The sequence below is a fragment of the Halorubrum sp. SS7 genome (assembly GCF_005435055.1).
Taxonomy (GTDB): domain Archaea; phylum Halobacteriota; class Halobacteria; order Halobacteriales; family Haloferacaceae; genus Halorubrum; species Halorubrum salinarum.
The window spans coordinates 1-16,896 of the sequence record NZ_SGXV01000019.1 but is presented as its reverse complement, the minus strand read 5'-3'; the positions used below and the strand labels follow the sequence as shown (position 1 = coordinate 16,896).

Here is a 16,896-nt window from a genome sequence, read left to right as displayed (position 1 = left end):
GTCCGAACAGCGAGTTATTTACCTCTCGGTGACTCACCCTGGGTCAGTGAGACGTACACATGGGAACAACTGACTCGTCGATCGTCGACTCGGCGCGGGCCCGGCCGGGGCTTCTCCTCGTCACCCTCCTCGGCGGTCTGCTCCTCGTCGACCTCGCGGCGAAGCTCGCGGGGGTCGGCCTCGGCCCGATCGGTGGGTCGATCTCGGTCGACCGCCTCGGCTCGAACCTCTGGAACGGCGTCGTCATCGGCCTCGTGATCGGGCTCGCCGGAATCGGGCTCTCGATGACGTACAGCATCCTCTCGTTCGCGAACTTCTCGCACGGGGACCTCGTCAGCGTCGGCGCGTTCTCCGGGTGGGGCGTGGCGTTCCTGATCGCGGGGTTCGGCGACGTGCCGGTCCGCGCGCTCCTGACCGTCCGCGACGCGGGGAACGCCTCGCCGGGCGACATCGGCGCGCACATCCTCACGACGCCCGCCGCCATCCTCGTCGGACTGGTGGCGGCGTTCGTCGTCACCGCGCTGCTCGCGGTGGCGCTCGACCGGGGGTTCTACAAGCCGATGCGCGACCGCGACGGGATCGCGCTGCTCATCGCCTCCATCGGTGCGGCGCTCATCGTCCGGTACCTGCTCCAGTTCGGCTACGGCTCCGACCGGCGCGGGGTCACCGCCAGCGTCGAGCAGTCGAACCTCGCGTTCGACCCGCTCGGGCTGTCGGTGAACGCGCACGAGCTCACCATCCTCGTGGCCGCGGTCGGGCTGATGCTCGCGATGCACGGAATGCTCCAGCACACGAAGCTCGGGACGGCGATGCGGGCGATGGCCGACAACAAGGACCTCGCGCTCATCACCGGCATCCCGGCCGAGCGCGTCGTCACCGCGACGTGGATCATCGGCGGCGGGCTCGCGGGCGCGTCCGGCTACCTCTACGTCCTGCTCCGCGGGACGATCCAGTTCGACTTCGGCTGGCTCCTGCTCCTGCTGATCTTCGCGGCCGTGATCTTGGGCGGGATCGGCTCCGTCTACGGCGCCATCGCCGGCGGCCTCGTCATCGGGGTCGTGTTCACCACCTCGACGATCTGGATCCCGTCCGACTTCAACCAGGCCGCGGCGTTCGGCGTGATGATCCTCATGCTGCTGTTGCGCCCCGAGGGGCTCTTCGGCGGGGTGACGACAACATGAGCGACGCCGACGCGCCCGGCGACTCCGGGTCCGGACCGAGCGCACCCGAGGCGCCCGAGAGCGCGACCGCGGCGCTCGTCGAGGCCGCCCGGGAGAGCGACCTCGGCCTCGTCGTCGGGACGCTGCTCGCGATCTACGCGGCCGCGACGCTGCTGACGTTCACCGACGGGCTCAACAGCGTCGTCGGGCTCATGGAGACGCTGACGTTCCTCGGAATCGTCTACGCGCTCACCGCGCTCGCCCTGAACCTCCAGTGGGGGTACACCGGCCTGTTCAACATCGGCGTCGCCGGCTTCATGGCCGTCGGCGTCTACACGATGGGGATGGTCGTCCGCTCGCCGGACCCCGCGTTCGGCCCGCCCGGACTCGGCCTGCCGCTCCCGGTGGGGATCGCCGCGGGCGTCGCGATGGCGGCGGTGCTCGGCGCCGTCGCCGCCCTGCCCGCGCTGCGGCTCAAGGCCGACTACCTCGCCATCGTCACGCTCGGGCTCTCGGAGATCATCCGCCTGTCGCTCCAGTCGAGCGCCTTCGACAACTTCCTGCGCGACACGGTCGGCGCCGGGACGGGCGGCGGTCGCGGGATGGGCATGCCGGACAACCCGGTCCGCGAGCTGTTCCTCGTCGACGGGCAGGCGGGGACGCCGACCGCGTTCGGCGAGTTCGTCTTCGGCGTCTTCGGCGCCGACGGGCTCGGCATCTCCAACCCGATCCTCATCGGCTGGGGGTACATCGCCGTCCTCGCCGCCTTCCTAGTCGGGTTCTACCTCCTGGTCGAACGCCTCGGCCGCTCGCCGTTCGGCCGGACGATGAAGGCGATCCGGGAGGACGAACTCGTCGCCGACTCGCTCGGCAAGGACGTGAACCTCGTGAAGATCAAGGTGTTCGTCATCGGCTGCGCGCTGATGGGGCTCGCGGGCATCCTCTGGTTCGGCAGCCAGGGGAACGTCTCGCCGACGCCGCAGTTCCGCCCCCTGCTCACGTTCTACGTGTTCATCGCGGTGATCATCGGCGGGTCGGGGTCGAACACCGGCTCGGTCCTCGGCGGCATCGTCTTCGCCGCGGTCCTGTTCGAGGGGCCGCGCCGCGTCGGCGGGGTCGTCCGCGGCCTCATCGACGCGGAGACGCCGCCGTCGTTCGCCGACGCGGTCGTCTCGCTCGACCCGGTGACGTTCCTCGCGTACGCGACCGACAACATCGCGCCGCTCCAGTTCGTCTTCCTCGGGCTGGTCCTGGTGTTCATCATCCACCGGCGCCCGGAGGGGATCCTCGGCGACCGGATCGAGACGGCCGCGGCCGTCGACCTCTCGGAGCGGCCCGACGGGGGTGAGGCCGATGAGTAGCGACGTTCCGGAGGCGGACGACGCGGCCCGGGTCGCCGACGCGGTCGACGCGGCGGACGCCCCCGAGGACGAACCCGAGGCGAACGACAGCGCGGTCGAGGAGGCCGCGAAGCACGTCCCGTCCGGGGCGCCCCCGCTCCGCGTGGAGGGGCTCGTCAAGCGGTTCGGCGGCGTCACCGCCGTCGACGGCGCCTCCTTCGAGGTCGAGGCCGGGTCGCTGACCGGCCTCATCGGGCCGAACGGCGCCGGGAAGTCGACCACGTTCAACTGTATCACCGGCGTCCACGAGCCGACCGCGGGCACGGTGACCTTCGAGGGCGAGGACATCACCGGGCTCAGGCCCCACGAGATCGCGCGCAAGGGGCTGGTTCGGACCTTCCAGATCGCCCGGGAGCTCTCCGAGATGACCGTCCTGGAGAACCTCATGCTCGCGCCGCAGGGCCAGGTCGGCGAGTCCGCGATCCGGGCCGTGACGCCCGGCCTCCGCGGCGCGGTGATCGAAGAGGAGACCGACATCCGCGAGCGGGCCTGGGAGACGCTGGAGTTCTTCGAGATCGACCACCTCGCGCACGAGCACGCGGGGAACCTCTCCGGCGGCCAGCGGAAGCTGCTGGAGATGGCCCGCGCGCTGATGACAGACCCCGAGATGGTGCTGCTCGACGAGCCGCTCGCCGGGGTCAACCCGACCCTCCAGGAGAAGCTCTTGGACCGGGTCCACGACCTGCGCGCTGACGGCTACACCTTCCTGCTCGTCGAACACGACATGGACGTCATCATGAACAACTGCGAACGCGTCATCGTCATGCATCAGGGCAGCGTGCTCGCCGAGGGGACCGGCGACGAGATACGGAACGACGAGCGAGTCATCGAGGCGTACCTGGGGGAGGACCTATGACCGCCGACGGCGCGGCGGGCGAGGCGGCGGACGCCGACGAGCCGGCGGCCGACGCGGCCGCCGGAACGACCCACACGATCGACGGGGACGCGATCCTCCGGATCCGGGACCTCGACGCCGGCTACGGCGACCTCCAGATCCTCTCCGACGTGGCCCTGGACGTCGCCGACGAGGAGTACGTGACCATCGTCGGCCCCAACGGGGCCGGCAAGTCGACGGTGATGAAGACCGTCTTCGGGCTCACGACGCACATGGGCGGCACCGTCGAGTTCGAGGGGGCGCAGATCCAGGGGCTCGCGCCCGAGCAGATCATCCGCGAGGGGATCGGCTTCGTCCCGCAGACGGACAACGTGTTCCCCGGGCTCAGCGTCCGCGAGAACCTTGAGATGGGCGCCTACATCCTCGACGAGGTGCCCGAAGACCAGATCGAGACGATCTACGACCGGTTCCCGATCCTCCGGGAGCGCAGCGACCAGAAGGCGGGGACGCTCTCCGGCGGCCAGCGGCAGATGGTCGCGATGGGCCGGGCGCTCATGCTCGACCCGGACCTCCTGCTGCTCGACGAGCCCTCGGCGGGGCTCGCCCCCGACCTCGTCGCCGACATGTTCGACCGGATCGACCGGATCAACGAGAGCGGGACGGCCGTGCTGATGGTCGAGCAGAACGCGAAGGAGGCGCTGCGCCGCTGCGACCGCGGCTACGTGCTGGTGAACGGCGCGAACCGCTACACCGACCGCGGCGACGTGCTGCTCGCCGACGAGGACGTGCGGCGCGACTTCCTCGGCGGGTGAACCGCGGTCGACCGCGGCTCGCGCGGCTCTGAACCGCGGTCGTCCGCCGCTCGGGGAAGGCTTATCAGGTGCGCCGTCGCAGTGAGGCCGTGCCCTCTCGACGAGCGGTCCTCGGCGCTGTCGGCGTCGCGGCGGTCGGCTCGCTCGGCGGCTGTTCGCGTCTCTCCTCCGATGCCGAGCGCGTCGGGCTGACCGTGTTCAACCAGACGGACGCGACCTACACCGTCGAGATAGGGTTCTTCGACGACGACACCCCGGAGCCGGCGGCGCGGGCGTACGAGTCCGCCCTCGACGTGGCCCCCGGCGGCGAGGCGACGCGCGACGCGGTCGCCGAGGTCGGGCGGTACCTCGTCCGCTACCGGGCCTACGAGGACGGGTCCAGGCTGACCGATCAGGGCCACGTCCACTTCGTCCCCGACGGCGACGGGAGCGAGCGGCTCACCTTCGACGTTCGAGAGCCGGGCGTCCTTGCCTCGCGGTGACGACGCGCTCCGTCGCGCGGCCCAGCGCCGCGGCTCACGCGGGAGGAAAAAATCGAGAACGGTTCGGTCGGTTCCCTACTGGTTCAGGACGCTCGACCACTGGCTGGTGTACGTCGCCTGGTTCGGCTCGAAGGAGACGCGCTGGGTGATCGTCCCGTCGCGCTCCTGGAAGGCGTTCACGTACGCCTCCTCCAGCGACTGGCCGTATGCGTCGTTGAGGTACAGCGTGCCGGACGACGAGGCCCCGACGGTGTCGCCGACGGCGAGGTCGGCCATCGCCGGCCCCTGGAGCAGGTCGGAGGGCGCGGTCCGGAAGATGTAGCCGTTGTCCTCTAAGTCCGTCACGTTCGGGTCGGTCGAGGACGGCGAGATGCCCACGACGCCGTTCGGGATGAACACCTGGTCCGAGACCTGGAGGTTGACGTTCGACGACGCCGGGCCGACGACCGCGCCGAAGCCGGCGTTGACGAGCGCGTTCGCGCCGGAGATCCCCGCCTGCGGGTCGGTCTGCGTGTCCTCGACTCTCGTCTCGACGTCGACGTTGATGCCGGCGTCGTTGACCTGTGTGGCCGCGAGCAGCGCGCCGTCGCGGATCGGGACGCCGAGCGGGCCGAGGTCGCCCGTCTCCGGCATCAACACGCCGATCCGGGCGGTGAACGAGTCGACGCCCACGGGGTCGGCCGCGGTCGCGTTCCGGTCCTCCTCGCTGAGTTCGTTCCCGAACTCGACGGTGTCGAGCGTGACGAGGTCGCCGTCCTGGAAGTCGATGATGTCGTAGGCCGCGGTCGCGATGTCGCCGTTGGCGTCGAAGTTGACGCTGGAGGACGCGCCCACGTAGTGGACTGGGTCGCCCCCGGCGACCGTCTCGACGGCCTCGGGCAGGTCCGCGGGGCCGAACTCCTCGCCGCCGGGGTTGGCGACGGTGCGGACGCGGTCGCGGATCGCCTGGCCGCTGTTCTCGCCCGCGGCGGTCGCCGCGAGGATCTCGACCGCCATCGCGTCGTACGCCTGCGCGGTGAACACGCCCGGCTCCTCGCCGTACGCCTCCTGATACGACTCGGTGAAGAACTCCGCGCCGGGGCCGCCCGCGGAGGGCGCGGTGCCGATGACGTTGTTCATGTCGTTGTCGACCTCGCCGGGCAGGTCGCTGTCGATCAGCCCGTCGGGGACGATGATGTCGAGGTCGGGCGCGCTGTCGGCGAACTCCGAGTAGAAGTCGCGGAACAGCTGGATCCCGGACTGCGGGAAGCCGACGACCATCACGGCGTCGGGGACGTTGTTCTGGTCCCCGCCGTCGCCGCCGTCGGACCCGTCGCTGCCGTCGCCGCCGTCCATCCCGTCGCCGCCGTCGGACCCGTCCGATCCGTCCCCGCCGTCGCCGCCGTCACCGCTCTCCGTCGAGCAACCCGCGAGCCCCGCAATGCCGACCGCGCCGGCGCCCTTGAGTACGTCGCGTCGCTGGATTCTTCGCTTCATTCTGTGAGCGTATACCATACGAGCCGTTATAAGTGTATCCACGGTCACAAATACCACAGCACCGGGATTCGGACGCGTCAGACCGGCTCCGTCGCGTCCGCGTGCGCTCTACCGACAGGTTCGCCGATCGGCGGCCGGCCGCGAGCGGCGCGTCGTACCCGCTCGCTGATAGGAGACTGGTCGTCGCCGCCGGGCGCGGTCGCGTCCGCCTCAGTACCCCTGCGCGTTCCCGTCCTTCCGGGGCTCCGTGGCGGCCGAGAGGACCCCGTCCCGGCTCCGCGCGATCTGGGCGCCGCCGAACATGACGGGCGAGAGCGTCCGCACGTCGTGGTCCTTGCGGACGAGCTTCGCCGCGGCGTCGTCGTCGAAGTGCGGCTCCAGCGCCAGTTCGCCGCTCTCGCGGTAGCGCCACCGCGGCTCGTCGAGCGCGCGCTGGAGCGGCATCCCGTAGTCGACGAGGTTGGAGATCACCTGGACGTGGCCCTGCGGCTGCATGTACCCGCCCATCACGCCGAACGCCGCCCAGTCGTCCTCGTCGAACCGGACGACGCCCGGGATGAGCGTGTGGAAGGGCCGCTTGCCGGGTTCGAGGCTGTTCGGGTGGTCCGGGTCGAGCGAGAAGGACGCGCCGCGGTTCTGTAAGGCGATGCCGGTGTCGCCGGCGACGAGCCCGGAGCCGAAGCCGGCGAACCGGGAGTTGATGTACGAGACGACGTTGCCCGCCTCGTCCGCGACGGTGAGGAGGACGGTGTCGGCGTCCTCGGCGTTCGCGTTCGGCACGCCGAAGGAGACGTCGTGCGAGGCCGTCTCGCCGACGCCCGCGGCGCGCTCGCTCGCCCACTCGCTCGACGCGAGCGGCGGGATCGACTCGTACTCGGGGTCGGTGATGTAGCGGTGCCCGTCGTGGAACGCCCGCTTCATCGCCTCGGCGAAGTAGTGGACGCGCTCGGGCGAGTCGTAGTCGTACTCGCCGGCGCCGAGTTCGCTCGCGACGTTGAGCGCTTCCAGGGCGATCAGTCCCTGGTTGTTCGGCGGGAGCTCGTACACCTCGGCGCCGTTGTAGCTGGTCGAGACGGGGTCCGGCCACTCGACCTCGAAGTCGGCGAGGTCGTCGACGGTCATGAACCCGCCCTGCGACTGGACCTCGTCGGCGATGGCCTCCGCGATCTCGCCCTCGTACACCACGTCGGCGCCCTCCTCGGCGATCCGCCGCATCGACTCGCCGAGCCGCGGGAGCGTCACCGTCTGCCCGACGCCCGGCGGCTCGCCGTCGAAGAGGAACGCCTCGCGGGCGTGGTCGTCGGTGAAGAGCGCGTCGGCGCTCGCCCAGTAGGAGGCGATGACCTCGGACACCGGGTACCCCTCGGTCGCGTAGCGGATGGCGGGGGCGAGCGCGTCCGCGAGGGTGAGCCGGCCCAGCTCCTCCACGGTGGCCTCCCAGCCGCGGGCCGTCCCGGGCACCGTGACCGCGTGCGGGCCGTAGAACGGCATCCCGGCCTCGCCGGCGTCGTCGACCGCGTAGCCGCCGTCGTCGGGGTAGTACGAGTCGGCGTCGTCGTCCTCGGCGAGCGCCGCCTTGACGTTCTCTATCGTCGCGTCCGCGGGGGCGCCGCCGCACGAGCGCATCGCGCCGACCTCGCCGTCTGCGGTCCGGTACAGCGCGAACACGTCGCCGCCGAGCCCGGTCGAGGTGGGCTCGACGACGTTCAGCGCGGCCGCGGTCGCGACCGCCGCGTCGAACGCGTTCCCGCCCTCGCGGAGGACTTCGATCCCCGCCTCACTGGCGAGCGGCTGGCTGGTCGCCACCACGCCGCGCTGACCGTACACGGTCGATCGGCGCGACGTGAACCGGTCTAAGTCTGGCTCCATACGAACCCGTCCGGCGCCCGGGAGAATAAACCACCGACCGGATCTATCCGGTGTTCGAGAGGCGTACCCTGCCCCCGTCGGCGTTCGCTCCTCCCGTCCGGCGGTTCAGGAGTGTTTGGCCGCGAGGACCTCGATCTCGTCGATCTGGGGGTCCTCGACGAACAGCTCGTCGGCCCGGTCCATCAGCTCGGCGGCGATCTCGCCGTCGAGGTGCGCCTGCCGGCCCTCCTCGTCGGGGAACGTGTCGAAGATACCGAACGTGGTCTCGTCGAGCCGCAGCGCGAACCACGTCGTCGTCTTCTCCTCGGCCTCGGCCGCCGGGAGCGCGCCTTCGAGGAACGCGGCCACCTCGTCGGCCTTCTCGGGTTTCGCTTCGAGCCGTGCCTGGAGCGCGTACTCGGAGTCGGACATTCCAGTGGATCGGCGGGCTGGGAGCCGTAAAACACCCGTGACACCGGGGATCCGATCGGTCGCGGAGCGGGTCGTCGCGGGCACCGACGGGCCCGCTCACTCCTCGAACTCGGCGTAGTGGCGCACCAGTCCGCACTCGGGACACATCACCGTCGTCAGCTCCTTGCGCTCGTTCATTCCCAGTTTACCGAGCAGCCCCGACCGCTTCTCGCCGGTCTTGACGTGCGCGTTCCAGGCGTCGCCCATGCTGAACTCGACCTCCTCCATCGTGACGCCGCAGTCGGGACAGCGGTGGTCCATGAACGCGGAATCACGCGGCGGCCTGAAAACGATTGTCTCGACTGTCGTTCAGCGAGCGGTAGCCGCCAACCGCTCGGTGCGGCGGTCCCGAGTGGCCGGCGTCTCCGCGTGTGGGCCGGAGCGGTCGATGTCCCCTCGAGACGCGGCGGAACTCCGGCGTCGCTCGGACGACGCCGTCCTCTCAGCGGGCGACAGACGCGGTTCGCAGGCGTCGCTGGCTGCCTCGACACCCCGTGATCGAAAGTCGGCCTCGGCACTCATAGGGCTCGTCGTCGCCGGGTGCCGAGTCCGGCTCGGAGCGGTGGTTCGTCATCGGCCGCTCGTCGGTAGTCGCGCCGTCGAATAAAAGGATCCGGCCGCGCCGTCAGTGCGACGAGCCGGCGTACTCGTTCCAGCGGTCGGTGCCGTTCGCGATCCGCCGGGTGTCGGACGGGTCGAACGTCGCCGCCGCGTTCGCGACCGCCTCGGCGGCGGTCGGGAGATCCTCGGCGTCGGTGGTCGCGCCGTCTTCGGTCGGACTGGTCGATGGACCCGATCGGTCGGTCGCCGGTTCGGTCTCCGTCGCCTCGCGCGTGCTCGGACCGCCGGGACCGGTCGTCGTCCCCGCCGTCGAGCGTGCGTCAGTCGTGTACTACGGGTGGCACGGATCCGACAAGGGGCGTATCCTTCATAATTGTTTATGTTAGTATGAGGATCGCCGGGCGGGGCGCACGGGGCGGATCGACCGCGCCGCGGTCGGCGCGGTGCCGGGCCGCCCTACCAGGCCGACCACGCGGTGAGCGTCTCGTCGCGGGCGTACACCCGCTTGAGGTCCTTCGCGTAGGCGAGGTCGCCGGCGTGGTCGAGCTTCTCGTGGCGGTACTCGGGGGCGTCCTCGCGGATCTGGAGCCCCTCAACGGTGAACTCCTCGTCGCCGAACTCCGTCGTCTCGCCGACGGTGAACTCGTAGTCGCCGGGGACGTTCACCCGGAGCGAGCGCGTCTGGTCCGCGTCGCCGTCCTTCGGGTGGAGGGTGACCGGGACCGCGACGTTGTCGACCGCGCGGGTCCACAGCGTCTCCACGTCGGTGATGTCGGCCTCCTCGGCGCGATTCTCGGGGCCGAGTTCGATCCCCGTGATCCGCACCTGCATCAGCGCGTCGTCGGTGTCGACGACGAACTCCTCGCCGGTGGCCACGTCGCCCTCGGCGGGCACGTCCATCGTCGTCGTGAACGAGTCGCCGTCCTGCGAGACGACGATGGTCACGGAGACGGTCTCCTCCTCCGGAATCTCGGCCTTGTGGGTGTGGTCGCACTCGGTACAGCGGACGGTGGCCTGCCCGCCCGGGCTCAGGACCTCGTGGACGGTCGGCTCGGCGGGCGAACACGACGGACAGGGGAGCCCGACGCGCGCGCCGGCTTCGGTGTCGCTCATTGGGCGCTCGTACCCGCCGCGCCCGTAAATATCCGCCCCTGTGGGGGCGGTGTGGGTCGCGCTCGCGTGGCGCGCGGCGGCGCCGTCGCGGTTCCGCGGCCGCGCGCGCCGCCGAGTCCGCGCGGTAAGGAAACTGGTTTACCGGAGTCCGCGGAACGGTCGCCCATGATAGTACCCGGGTCCAGCTCGCAGCAGCTCGCGGCCGCGCTCGCGGCGGAGACGGACCGGGCGCTCGCGACCCCGACGTACGACCGGTTCCCCGACGGGGAGGGGCTCGCCGCGGTGCCCGACTTCGACGCCGAGGAGGCCGTGATCGTCGCCGCGACCGACTCCGACGAGGCGTGGGTCGAACTGCTCCAGCTCCAGGACGCCGTCCGCGAGGCCGGCGCGACGGACGTGACCACCGTCGTCCCCTATATGGGATACGCCCGACAGGACGCCTCGTTCGGCGAGGGGGAGCCGGTCTCGGCCCGCGCGATGGCGCGGGCGATCTCGACCGGCACTGACCGCGTCGTCCTCGTCAACCCCCACGAGGCGACCGTCGCCGACTTCTTCGAGGTCCCCGCCGAGGCGGTCGACGCCGCGGGCGCCCTCGCCGATCCCCTTCCCGACGACCTCGACGACCCCCTGTTCCTCGCGCCCGACGAGGGAGCGATCGACGTGGCCGCCACAGTCCGCGACGCCTACGGCGCCGGCGAGACGGACTACTTCGAGAAGCACCGCGACCGCGAGACGGGCGCCGTCGCGGTGTCCCCCTCCGACGCGCCCGTCGCCGACCGCGACGTGGTCGTCGTCGACGACATCATCGCGACCGGGTCGACGATGAGCGAGTCGGTCGCGGTCCTCACCGACCGCGGCGCCGCGAGCGTGCTGACCGCCTGCGTCCACCCGGTCCTCGCGGCCAACGCGGTGACGAAGCTCCGCGCCGCCGGCGTCGACCGGATCGTCGGCAGCGACACCGTCGAGCGCGGCTGTAGCGTCGTCAGCGCCGCGCCCGCCGTCGCCGACGCGCTGGACTCCCCGTAACGGATCACCCGTCGCCGATCTCGCGGATCTCCTCTGCCGGATTCCCGCCGACTACCGTCCGCGCCGGCACGTCGTCGACCACGACGGCGCCCGCGGCGACGACCGCGCCGTCGCCGATCTCGACCCCCGGCGTGATCACCGCTCGCCCGCCGATCCAGACGTCGTCGCCGACCGCGACGGGGTCGCCGAACTCCACCCCGGCCGCCCGCTCGTCGGGGTCGATCGGGTGGGTCGCAGTGTACACGTGGACGCCCGGGCCGAGCAGGCAGTTCTCGCCGAACGCGACCGGCGCCACGTCGAGGAAGACGCAGCCGTAGTTCGCGAAGAAGCCGTCGCCGACGCCGACGTTGTACCCGTAGTCGCAGCGGAACGGCGGCGCGACGGTCGCGTCGCCGCGCACCTCGCCGAACAGCTCCCCGAGCAGTCGCTCTCGACGGTCGGTCTCCGTCGGGGCGGTGGCGTTGTACCGCCGGCAGCGCTCCTGCGCGCGCCGCCGGTCGGCGACCAGTTCCGGGACCGACGGGTCGTACGCCTCGCCGGCGAGCATCCGCTCCTTCTCGCGTCCCATACGCCTCCCGCCGCGGCGAGCGACAAAAGGGCTGTCCGTCGCCGCGCCCGGGAGCGGCGCGGGGGCCGAGGGGCGGCCGGGCGGCGGCCGCCCGCCTCAGACGATCTTCATCATCCGCGTCTCGAACTTCCCGACGCGGACGCGGACCCAGCCCGCGAGCTCCTCGTCGAGGGCGGGGTCGTCGGTGTCGACGCGCAGCGCGCGCACGTCGTCCAGCTTCGCCCGCGACGCGACGATCCGGAGGTCGCAGCGCCGGATCACGGCCGGCGATATCTGGGGGTTACCGCGGCCGAAGACGAACCCCTGGCCGCCGATGGGCGAGACGACGATCACGTTCTCCTCGCCGAGCGCGTCGATGATCTCGGCCTCCGTCGCGTCGCGGGCGACCACCTCGCCGTCCCGCCACACGTCCACGCCGATCGGCGACGGCTCGAACCCCAGTTCGTCCTTGATCGCGCCCACGGTCGACCCCGGACCGAGGACGAAGGTGACGCCCTCCCCGTCGCGCTCGCGAACGTCGGCCGCGACGCCCTCCGCCAGCGACTCGACGGTCCCGCTCGCGGTCTGTTTCGACGACTGGAGGTCCTCGGCGACGGGGACGTGCGCGACGCCGCGCAGCGTCGGGCTCACCTCCCCCTCCCGGTAGGCGTCCTCGTCGATGTCCATCACCTCGCGGCGCTCCGTCCGCGAGAACGAGGCGGCGACCTCGGCGGCGTCCTCCGGCGAGACCGCGAACACCGACGAGTACACCTTCACGCCGGCGGGGACGCCGAGCATCGGCACGTCGGTTCCCTCCAGCGCGCCCGCGACGTCCGCGGCCGTGCCGTCGCCGCCGACGAATAAGACGAGGTCGACCGGAGCGGCGGTCCCGTCGCCGTCGACCGCGCCGTCCCCGTCGAGCCCGGCGAACGCCCGCACGACCGCTGCCGTGTGCGCCGCGGTCGTGTCGGTCGGTCCCGGCGCGTCGCCATCGAAGGGGTCGACGACCCGCGCCGGCTCGAAGCCGGCCTCGCGGACGACGGACTCGCCCATCGGGTCCGCGGCCACCGACACGACGGCGTCGGACGCGACCGCGGCCAGCCGGTCCAGCGCGCGGCGCGCTCGCTCGGGCGCGCGCTGTTCCGCGCCGCGCTCGACCGCCTCCGCCACCTTCCCGTCGGTGCCCTTCAGCCCGACGCGGCCGCCCATGCCGGCGACAGGATTCACCGCGATCCCCACGTGCATGCCCGACGTTCACCGCGCCGGCCTCTTAAGCGAGCCGCGTCCGGTCGCGGCGCGCGGGCGGCCGCCCGGCGACTCACTCGAACGGTTCATAAAGCCCCTCAACACGCGGACACGGGAACCAACAGGCGTCCGCTCGTCGTCGTAGACGCCGATGGAACGAGCCCGCCATCGGCGACGTCAGCCGCTCGTCTCACCGGGACTGGATCCCTCCCTCGGTAGCTGCCACACGCCCACGCCTTCCGGTCCCGTTTTCGAACCCCTGTGACGCAGTCTCGGGACCGTCCTCGGTCTCGCGCCGACGGACTCCGTCGGAGAATCAATACTTAAGACGCCCCCAGAACAACCGCGAGACATGATCCTCGAAGCCGCCGTGACGGAGCCGTTGCCGATCAGCGCGACCGCGGGCGTGGTCCTGCTCGCGAGCCTCGCGCTCGTCGCCGTGTGGGTCGCGTACCTGTACCGCTAGGCCGCCTCTTCCTCGGCCGCTCTCCATCGCACCGACCGCTCCGGCCGATCGCTTCTCGGCCGCTCAGGCGGACCGCTCCCCGACCGCGTCCGCGTGCTCGCGGATCCACGCCGCCGCGCGCTCGGCCTCCGCCTCGCTCTCGGCGGTGATCTTCACCGTCACGACCTCGCCCGGGTAGGAGCCGACGCGCACGTCGAACCGCTCGCGCAGCGACGCGAACCGGTCGAGCAGCTCGCTCTCCGGCTCGTCCACGTCGACCGTGAGCACGTGGGTGAGCGTCCCCGCGAACTCCGCTTCGACCCGCTCGAACATCGCCTTCATCTCTCCGGGCACCCCCGGGAGGACGTAGACGGACTCGACGACGGCGCCCGGCGCGACCCCGGCCTCGTTCGGCAGCGGGCGGCAGTCCGCCGGGAGGTGCGTCGTCTCCGCCGCGAGGTCGCCGCCGCTGTACCCCCGCTCGGCGAGCCACGCGGCCGCCTCCTCGTTCGCCGCGAGGTCGCGGCCGAACGCGGCCGCGACCGCCTCCATCGTCACGTCGTCGTGCGTCGGCCCGAGGCCGCCGGTGACGATCACCGCGTCGTACTCGGCGTGGTACTCGTTCACGACGCGCGCGATCTCGCTCACCTCGTCCGGCACGACGGTCACTCGCCGCACGGCGACCCCGCGCGCGTCGAGCCGGTCGCAGAGCCAGGTCGCGTTCGTGTTCTCGGTGTCTCCGACGAGGAGCTCGTCCCCGACGGTGACGACGGCGGCGTTCATACCCAGTTCAAGCGGCGCGCGGTAGAAAAGGACCGCGGCGGCGGCGAACGGACCGCGCTCGACGCGAGCGTCAGAGCCAGCCGTCGTCGTCCTCGTCGTCGTAGACGCCCAGGCCGAGGTCGCGGCGGCGCTGGCGGAGCGCCTCCAGCTGTCGCCTGAAGTAGAGCGTCCCCGCCGCCGCGGCGACCACGCCAACGAGGAGGATGACGCCGAACACCAGCAGGTCGCCCTCGCGGTACGACTGGACGACGATCGAGCCGCGGGACACCTCCTCCCAGACGATCCGGTCGCGGTCGCCGACCGTCTCGACCGCGTGGTCGCGCGGCGACACGTGGCCGACGACCGGGAACTCGGTGCTGAAGCCCGGCGGGAGCGTCACGGCGTACGACCCCTCGACGTACGCGCGCATGGTGAACCGGCGCGGCGACCCGGCGCCCGAGAACGCCACCCGGCCGCCGCTCATGTCGTCCGCGAAGCGGACCCACGTCTCGTCGGTCGTCCGCTCTATCTCCCCGCCGCGGGCGCGGAACTCGCTGCCCGTGATCACCTCGCCGTCGGGGTACCGGTACCGGAACGCCTCGAACTCGAGCGGCTGGTCGCCCGCGTACGGCGTCTGCTCGTACAGCCGGATCTCCTCCCTGTCGCCGACCGCGTACACGACGGTGTAGCGCGCGTCGGTCGAGAGCTCGAACGCGGCGTCGCGGTCCGTGTCGAAGTCGTACTCGCGGGGCGGCTCGGCGTCCAGCGTCTCGTTCGTCACCTCGCCGCCGCCGGTCGCGTAGCCGAGGCAGCCGGCGCTGACCGCGAGGAGGGCGATCGCCGCCGCCGCGAGCGCGAAGCGTCTGTTCACGTGTTACCTCCGGTTAGACCACACAGCGCATCTCGGCCGGGAGGTACGAGCCGATGGCGGCGAGCAGTCCCGGCGGGTCGGTCCCTTCGGCGCAGACGATGCTCTGTTCCAGCAGTCCGAGCCGCTCGACGGTGACGATGTCCTGCGCGTGGCCCGCGCGGTTCACCGTCGCGCGCGTCTCGCCGCGCGTCGCCGAGTTGACGTTCACCCGGCCGTCGCCGCGCTGCCAGTCGTACAGGCGGTCGCGCTCGGCGTCGGCCAGCCGGGACGGCTCCGCGTCCGGGTCGCCGGCGTCGCCGCCGTAGACGAACCGCATGGGTAGGTGCTGGACGAGGCCGAACCGCTCGACGACCTGCTCCGGCGAGCCGACGCCGAGGCCGAGCTCGTCGGCGGGCACGAACACGTCGACGCCGGCGTCGAGGGTGAACCCGACGTCGTCCCACGACTCGAGGGTGCCGACGTACTCCTCGCCGGCGTCGAGCCCGCCGTCGTGGGCGACGATCTCGCCCCACGTCTCCGCGAGGACGTTGCGCGCGACCGGCGCGTCCTCGCCGGTCACGTCGACCTGGACGAAGCCGTCGTCGCGCACGCCCACCTGCCAGTCGACGTCGAGCTCGCCGACGTCGTTGGCGACGAGCGAGTGCATGCCGTCGAGCGCGCGGTCGCGGGCGTCGCCCTCGACGTAGCACTTGGTTGCGAGGACGACCATCAGCCGGTCACGTCCACGTTGAGCTCGTCGCGAAGCGCCGCGATGCGCTGGTCCATCGCGTCGCGGAGCCGGTCGTTGTCCATCGCGTCGAGGGGGGAGCCGCACTCGGGGCACTCGAAGCCGAAGTCCATCGCCTCGCCGAACTCGAAGCGGATCGAACACACCTCACAGAGGTAGAACTCGTGGGTGCGCTCGTACTCCTCGCGCTCCTCTAGGGCCTCGAGCAGCCGGTACATCTCCTCCTGGAGGTTCTCCGGGATGTTGTCGTAGTGGAACGTCCACAGGTACGTGAGCCACCCGGAGTCCTCGTCGCGGACGCGGCGGTACGTCGCCAGGTCGTTCTCGTACAGGATGAACAGCGCGCGCCGCACGTCGTTGAGCTCCAAGCCGAGCTCCTCGGCCAGCTCCTCGTCGGTGACCTCGCCGTCGGGCGGCGCGGCCGCGACCGGCATCCCCGTCGGCCCCACCAGCTCGTGGAGGTACTTCTGGATGACGGGGTCGTTCAGTAGATCCTCAAAAGCCATTACGGGAAACTGGTGGAGGAATCCGGTTAAAACCTCCGAAAGGCGCGGTCGCGACGCTCCCGCTCCGCCCCGCCGAACGGCGTCCGGTCCGCCGCCGACCGACCCGCCGGTCCGGCAGAGCTTTACGGGCCGTGGCTCACACTCGCCCGTATGGCTGACTCGGTGGACGGGCGGGGGCGACGCGCGCTCGGCGCCCTCGCGCTCCTCGCCGTCCCGACGGTGTTGGCGGCCGTGCCGCTTGTCGCGCTCGCCGCGCTGCTCGGCCCCGGCGGCCTCGGCGCGCTCCCGTTCGGCGCGGCCGGCGGCCTGCTCGCCGCGGCCGTCGTCGGACCGGCGGCGTCCGCGCTGCTCGGCCCGGTCCTCGTCGACAGGCGGATCGCGCGGCTCCCCGACGCCGACCTCGACGAGCGCCGCGCCGACTTCGTCGCCGACCGGGTCGCGTCGCTCGCGGCCGAGGTCGGCGTCGACCCGCCCGAGGTGACCGCGGTCCGCGTCGACGCCGCGAACGTCGCCGTCGCGGACGGCTACCGCGGGTCGCGGCTGGTGGTCTCGACGCGGCTGCTCGCCCTCCCGAAGGCCGACCGGGACGCCGCGCTGCGCCACGCGCTC

The 16,896-nt window shown here is 71.8% G+C and carries 17 protein-coding genes and 1 pseudogene; 7 read left to right on the top strand and 11 right to left on the bottom strand.

Translation table 11 applies throughout. The annotated features are described in order from the left end of the window. Positions 1 to 59 precede the first annotated feature (59 nt). From EXE44_RS14275 to EXE44_RS14255, 5 genes are all read left to right on the top strand, one after another. Positions 60 to 1,181, top strand: a complete 1,122-nt coding sequence (locus EXE44_RS14275; RefSeq protein WP_137717701.1) for a branched-chain amino acid ABC transporter permease — start codon at positions 60 to 62, stop codon at positions 1,179 to 1,181. Next, positions 1,178 to 2,521, top strand: coding sequence for a branched-chain amino acid ABC transporter permease (locus EXE44_RS14270; RefSeq protein WP_137717700.1), 1,344 nt, complete (start codon positions 1,178 to 1,180; stop codon positions 2,519 to 2,521). Before EXE44_RS14275 ends, EXE44_RS14270 begins: the two co-directional genes overlap by 4 nt. Next, positions 2,514 to 3,416, top strand: coding sequence for an ABC transporter ATP-binding protein (locus EXE44_RS14265; protein ID WP_137717699.1), 903 nt, complete (start codon positions 2,514 to 2,516; stop codon positions 3,414 to 3,416). The genes EXE44_RS14270 and EXE44_RS14265 overlap by 8 nt, the downstream gene beginning before the upstream one ends. Next, complete coding sequence (locus tag EXE44_RS14260; RefSeq protein ID WP_235681694.1) at positions 3,413 to 4,207, top strand: ABC transporter ATP-binding protein; 795 nt, start codon at positions 3,413 to 3,415, stop codon at positions 4,205 to 4,207. Before EXE44_RS14265 ends, EXE44_RS14260 begins: the two co-directional genes overlap by 4 nt. Before the next feature lie 89 nt (positions 4,208 to 4,296). Then, entirely contained in the window at positions 4,297 to 4,689 is a 393-nt protein-coding gene (locus EXE44_RS14255; protein ID WP_137717698.1) for a hypothetical protein, read from the top strand. A gap of 75 nt (positions 4,690 to 4,764) precedes the next feature. Here EXE44_RS14255 and EXE44_RS14250 read toward each other — a convergent pair whose 3' ends face one another. The 5 genes from EXE44_RS14250 to EXE44_RS14230 all read right to left on the bottom strand — a co-directional run bounded on the left by EXE44_RS14250 (position 4,765) and on the right by EXE44_RS14230 (position 10,158). Further along, complete coding sequence (locus EXE44_RS14250; protein ID WP_137717697.1) at positions 4,765 to 6,165, bottom strand: ABC transporter substrate-binding protein; 1,401 nt, start codon at positions 6,163 to 6,165, stop codon at positions 4,765 to 4,767. Between the two features lie 210 nt (positions 6,166 to 6,375). Continuing rightward, positions 6,376 to 8,034, bottom strand: coding sequence for a gamma-glutamyltransferase (gene ggt / locus EXE44_RS14245; protein ID WP_137717696.1), 1,659 nt, complete (start codon positions 8,032 to 8,034; stop codon positions 6,376 to 6,378). 105 nt (positions 8,035 to 8,139) lie between these two features. Continuing rightward, the gene (locus EXE44_RS14240; protein WP_137717695.1) at positions 8,140 to 8,445 is read right to left on the bottom strand and encodes a putative quinol monooxygenase; all 306 of its coding nucleotides are present in this window, start codon (positions 8,443 to 8,445) and stop codon (positions 8,140 to 8,142) included. Positions 8,446 to 8,541: 96 nt separating this feature from the next. Continuing rightward, complete coding sequence (locus EXE44_RS14235; protein ID WP_121596059.1) at positions 8,542 to 8,745, bottom strand: hypothetical protein; 204 nt, start codon at positions 8,743 to 8,745, stop codon at positions 8,542 to 8,544. A gap of 756 nt (positions 8,746 to 9,501) precedes the next feature. Next, positions 9,502 to 10,158 carry an HVO_0476 family zinc finger protein gene (locus EXE44_RS14230; RefSeq protein WP_121562733.1) on the bottom strand — a complete coding sequence of 219 codons (657 nt, stop codon included), beginning with the start codon at positions 10,156 to 10,158 and terminating at the stop codon, positions 9,502 to 9,504. Positions 10,159 to 10,323: 165 nt separating this feature from the next. Between EXE44_RS14230 and prs the strand changes: the two genes are divergently transcribed. Next, on the top strand, positions 10,324 to 11,184 hold the full coding sequence (gene prs / locus EXE44_RS14225; RefSeq protein WP_137717694.1) for a ribose-phosphate diphosphokinase: 861 nt from the start codon (positions 10,324 to 10,326) through the stop codon (positions 11,182 to 11,184). A 4-nt stretch (positions 11,185 to 11,188) separates the two neighbouring features. On the opposite strand, the gene EXE44_RS14220 is transcribed toward prs, so the two are convergent. From EXE44_RS14220 to EXE44_RS14195, 6 genes are all read right to left on the bottom strand, one after another. Next, positions 11,189 to 11,752, bottom strand: a complete 564-nt coding sequence (locus EXE44_RS14220) for a maltose acetyltransferase domain-containing protein (protein WP_137717693.1) — start codon at positions 11,750 to 11,752, stop codon at positions 11,189 to 11,191. A 96-nt stretch (positions 11,753 to 11,848) separates the two neighbouring features. Further along, positions 11,849 to 12,976 carry an ATP-NAD kinase family protein gene (locus tag EXE44_RS14215; RefSeq protein ID WP_137717692.1) on the bottom strand — a complete coding sequence of 376 codons (1,128 nt, stop codon included), beginning with the start codon at positions 12,974 to 12,976 and terminating at the stop codon, positions 11,849 to 11,851. Positions 12,977 to 13,505: 529 nt separating this feature from the next. After that, complete coding sequence (locus EXE44_RS14210; RefSeq protein WP_137717691.1) at positions 13,506 to 14,204, bottom strand: molybdopterin-binding protein; 699 nt, start codon at positions 14,202 to 14,204, stop codon at positions 13,506 to 13,508. Between the two features lie 70 nt (positions 14,205 to 14,274). After that, positions 14,275 to 15,054, bottom strand: coding sequence for a DUF5803 family protein (locus tag EXE44_RS14205; RefSeq protein WP_137717690.1), 780 nt, complete (start codon positions 15,052 to 15,054; stop codon positions 14,275 to 14,277). Between the two features lie 13 nt (positions 15,055 to 15,067). Further along, positions 15,068 to 15,763 carry a DUF2110 family protein gene (locus EXE44_RS14200; RefSeq protein ID WP_137717689.1) on the bottom strand — a complete coding sequence of 232 codons (696 nt, stop codon included), beginning with the start codon at positions 15,761 to 15,763 and terminating at the stop codon, positions 15,068 to 15,070. Further along, on the bottom strand, positions 15,763 to 16,287 hold the full coding sequence (locus tag EXE44_RS14195; RefSeq protein ID WP_121562726.1) for a transcription factor: 525 nt from the start codon (positions 16,285 to 16,287) through the stop codon (positions 15,763 to 15,765). The genes EXE44_RS14200 and EXE44_RS14195 overlap by 1 nt, the downstream gene beginning before the upstream one ends. A gap of 150 nt (positions 16,288 to 16,437) precedes the next feature. Between EXE44_RS14195 and EXE44_RS14190 the strand changes: the two are divergent. Further along, positions 16,438 to 16,896 (top strand): annotated as a pseudogene (locus EXE44_RS14190) (hypothetical protein); the annotation flags it as partial.

Bases quoted from the DNA above. Each gene is read 5' to 3' on its own strand.
- prs (WP_137717694.1), top strand. From the start codon at position 10,324: ATGATAGTACCCGGGTCCAGCTCGCAGCAGCTCGCGGCCGCGCTCGCG.
- EXE44_RS14195 (WP_121562726.1), bottom strand. From the start codon at position 16,287: ATGGCTTTTGAGGATCTACTGAACGACCCCGTCATCCAGAAGTACCTC.
- EXE44_RS14260 (WP_235681694.1), top strand. From the start codon at position 3,413: ATGACCGCCGACGGCGCGGCGGGCGAGGCGGCGGACGCCGACGAGCCG.
- EXE44_RS14235 (WP_121596059.1), bottom strand. From the start codon at position 8,745: ATGGACCACCGCTGTCCCGACTGCGGCGTCACGATGGAGGAGGTCGAG.
- EXE44_RS14220 (WP_137717693.1), bottom strand. From the start codon at position 11,752: ATGGGACGCGAGAAGGAGCGGATGCTCGCCGGCGAGGCGTACGACCCG.
- EXE44_RS14210 (WP_137717691.1), bottom strand. From the start codon at position 14,204: ATGAACGCCGCCGTCGTCACCGTCGGGGACGAGCTCCTCGTCGGAGAC.
- EXE44_RS14270 (WP_137717700.1), top strand. From the start codon at position 1,178: ATGAGCGACGCCGACGCGCCCGGCGACTCCGGGTCCGGACCGAGCGCA.
- EXE44_RS14265 (WP_137717699.1), top strand. From the start codon at position 2,514: ATGAGTAGCGACGTTCCGGAGGCGGACGACGCGGCCCGGGTCGCCGAC.
- EXE44_RS14215 (WP_137717692.1), bottom strand. From the start codon at position 12,976: ATGCACGTGGGGATCGCGGTGAATCCTGTCGCCGGCATGGGCGGCCGC.
- EXE44_RS14200 (WP_137717689.1), bottom strand. From the start codon at position 15,763: ATGGTCGTCCTCGCAACCAAGTGCTACGTCGAGGGCGACGCCCGCGAC.
- EXE44_RS14275 (WP_137717701.1), top strand. From the start codon at position 60: ATGGGAACAACTGACTCGTCGATCGTCGACTCGGCGCGGGCCCGGCCG.
- EXE44_RS14250 (WP_137717697.1), bottom strand. From the start codon at position 6,165: ATGAAGCGAAGAATCCAGCGACGCGACGTACTCAAGGGCGCCGGCGCG.
- EXE44_RS14240 (WP_137717695.1), bottom strand. From the start codon at position 8,445: ATGTCCGACTCCGAGTACGCGCTCCAGGCACGGCTCGAAGCGAAACCC.
- EXE44_RS14230 (WP_121562733.1), bottom strand. From the start codon at position 10,158: ATGAGCGACACCGAAGCCGGCGCGCGCGTCGGGCTCCCCTGTCCGTCG.
- ggt (WP_137717696.1), bottom strand. From the start codon at position 8,034: ATGGAGCCAGACTTAGACCGGTTCACGTCGCGCCGATCGACCGTGTAC.